Origin of the sequence: Piscicoccus intestinalis NBRC 104926, from assembly GCF_001515525.1 — a bacterium.
Taxonomy (GTDB): Bacteria; Actinomycetota; Actinomycetes; order Actinomycetales; family Dermatophilaceae; genus Kineosphaera; species Kineosphaera intestinalis.
Window position 1 is genome coordinate 1 of record NZ_BCNQ01000253.1, and the last position, 2773, is coordinate 2773.

The 2773-nt window shown below is 76.8% G+C and carries 3 protein-coding genes; 2 read left to right on the forward strand and 1 reads right to left on the reverse strand.

What is annotated here, in order from left to right:
• On the forward strand, window positions 1-1364 hold a 1364-nt coding region (locus tag PINTE_RS20870; RefSeq protein WP_068434446.1), incomplete at its 5' end, for a peptidoglycan-binding domain-containing protein.
• Between the two features lie 19 nt (window positions 1365-1383).
• On the opposite strand, the gene PINTE_RS20875 is transcribed toward PINTE_RS20870, so the two are convergent.
• Complete coding sequence (locus tag PINTE_RS20875) at window positions 1384-2121, reverse strand: TIGR03089 family protein (protein ID WP_068434449.1); 738 nt, start codon at window positions 2119-2121, stop codon at window positions 1384-1386.
• 187 nt (window positions 2122-2308) lie between these two features.
• Here PINTE_RS20875 and PINTE_RS20880 point away from each other — a divergent pair.
• Window positions 2309-2773, forward strand: a 465-nt coding sequence (locus PINTE_RS20880) for a DNA glycosylase family protein (RefSeq protein WP_505804181.1), incomplete at its 3' end; no start/stop codon positions are given.

The window sequence follows — 2773 nt, forward strand, 5'->3', positions numbered from 1 at the left end:
GTGCGGGCGGAGCCGGGGTCGTCAACCAGACCCACGCCCTGGCCCGCCCCTCCGACGCCGCCTTCCGCGCCGCGGCACTCGCCGTGCCCGTCGCGGGGGTGCGGCTGCCCGCTCGGCTCGACGCGCGCGCCTCGTTCACCGGGCAGAACTCCTGCGACCCCGTCGACAAGAGCGGCGCGGTCGCCTTCGGGCGACTCATGCGGGCGACGTACCGCACCGGGATCGTCGGAATCTCCCGCTGGTGCAACGGCAGTGCCAGCGAACACATGGAAGGGCGGGCCGTCGACTGGATGCTCGACGCCCGCCGCCCCGCGCAGAAGGCCGTCGGCGACGCCGCCACGGCCTGGCTCGTCGCCAACCGCGGCGAGAACGCCCGCCGCCTCGGGGTCATGTACATCATCTGGAACCGCCGGATGTGGCGCGCGTACGCGCCCGAGCGCGGCTGGCAGCCCTACACCGGAGCCAGCCCGCACACCGACCACGTGCACGTCTCGCTGACGTGGGACGGCGCGACGAAGCGCACGTCGTGGTGGACCGGGCGGGCCGTGACCGTCTCCGACCTCGGGCCGTGCCGGGCGTACGCGGGCTCGCCGGCCCCGATCTACGCGGGCCGGCGCACCGGCTCCTGCCGGGCCCCGGTGGCCGCGCCCGGCTCGCGCTACCCCGTGTACGTGCCGGGCCAGCGCAGCCCGAACATCGCGATCGCCCAGCGGCGGCTCGGGATCGGGGCCGACGGTGCGTTCGGGCACGGCACCCGCCGCGCCGTGCTCGCCTACCAGCGCAAGGCCCGGTTGCCGCGCACCGGCGTGCTCGACAAGGCCACGTGGGTGCGGCTCGTGCCGTCGTCCGCGATCACCCGGCCACGGCCGGCGCCCACCCCGGCCCCGCCGCGGGTGACACCGCCTCCGGTCACCAAGCTGCCGGCTCGGGTGACGACCCGTTACACCTCGTTGAAGAACACCCGGATCGGGCCGGGCGCCCGCGGCACCGCGGTGCGGGTGCTGCAGAAGGGCCTCAACGTGCCGTCGACCGGGTACTTCGGGCCGCAGACCCGCACGGCCCTCGTTGCGTTCCAGCGCTCCCGGCGGCTGCCCGCCACCGGCCGCACCGACCTCAAGGTGTGGAACCGGCTCGAGGTGCGGCAGTTCCCGTGGCTGGCGTACCTGAAGACGACCGTGCGCCGCGGGTCCACCGGTCCGTCGGTCGTCGCGCTGCAGAAGGCGCTGCGGCTGCGGGCCGACGGGCAATTCGGGCCCGGAACCGCGACCGCGGTGATGACCGTGCAGGCGCGGTACGGGCTCAAGCCCGACGCGATCGTCGGCCCGCTGACCTGGCGGGCCGTGGCCGCCGCCGGGCCCAAGTAGTAGTGCCCGCGTGAGCGAGTCACGCGCGGGCCGAGGCGCCCTCCTGCTCGGCGATGCGCTCCAGTGCGGCCCCGTCGGACCCGTCTCCGGTGACGACGATGATCGCGCCGTCGGCGGCCCAGGTCGCCAGGGCCGCGGTGAGGAACGCCTGCTGGGAGGCGGGGCCGGCGAGCAGCGGCCGCGGCGCGTCCTCGTCGGAGGCGGCCGGCACGAGCTCGGCGTAGGTGGCGCCGCCCTCGATCGCCGGGTCGGTGCCGGCCGGCTCGTCGAGGGCCGCGAAGACGTCGGCGTACGTGGCGAGCACGGCCGCCTCGTCGAACGCTCCGCGCGGGAGGTCACCGGGGAAGCGGCGGGCCAGGGCCGCGGTGGTGACCGCCACGACGTCGACGGCGGCGCCGGCTCCCGCGGGCGGGGTGTCGGTGACGAGCACGTCGAGGCCGTCGGTGTCGGTCTCGTCGGCAGTTTCGCCGGCGTCGGCGGCGTCGGCGGGCAGGCAGCGCAGCGTCGCGCCGCACGACCAGGTGGCCAGGGCCCAGTAGGCCGCTCGCCAGTGCCCCGGGGGCAGCCGCAGGCCGACGACGGTGCCGGGACCGGCGTCGAACTCCTCGGTGAGCAGGTTCGCGGCCTTGGCGACCCAGTTCACGAGCACGCGCCCGCTCAACTCGATGCGGCCCTGCGGGTCGTAGTGGACGAGGCGGGGGCGGGTGGCGTCGCCACCGCCGCCCAGCGTGCTCAGCAGGCCGGTGAGGGTGCTCATGGGTCTCCTTGACGATGTCGGCGGGATGCCGGTGCCGGCCGCGGTTCCGCGCTTGGTCGGCGGTTCCGCGGTGGTCGCGGGTGGCCGGCGGGCCGGTCCTGCGCGCGGTCGCTCTCCACGCTGCCATACGCGCGCCGCGCGGGACGGGTCGTCGCGGGCCGCGGTGCGCAGCATCTATGGTCGCCTGGTGGCTTCGGCGCGGCAGGACGCGGATGGGCGGGTGGTGGGCCCGCTGACCCTGGGCGCCCTCGACGTCGCCGCGACGCTGTCGGCGATGCGCCGGGGCTCGGGCGACCCGACCTACCGCGTGCACCCGGGCGCCGGTGGCCCGCAGCTCTGGAAGGCCTGGCAGACCCCGTCCGGCCCGGTGACGGTGCGCCTGAGCCAGGCCCGGGCGGGGGAGCCGGTGACCGCCCGGCTGTGGGGGCCGGGTACCGACTGGGTCGCCGACCGGCTCCCGAGGATGCTCGGCGGCGCCGACGACCCCAGCGGCTTCGTTGCGGCGCACCCGGTCGTCGCCCGGGCCGCGCGGGCGCGCCCGGGGCTGCGGGTGCCGGCGACGCACCTGGTCATCGAGGCGCTGGTGCCCTCGATCATCGAGCAGCGGGTGACCGGCGCGGAGGCGTTCGGCGCGTACCGCCGGCTGGTGCGC

Excerpts from the sequence above, each read along its gene's own strand:
- PINTE_RS20875 (WP_068434449.1), bottom strand. The coding sequence starts at position 2,121 with ATGAGCACCCTCACCGGCCTGCTGAGCACGCTGGGCGGCGGTGGCGAC.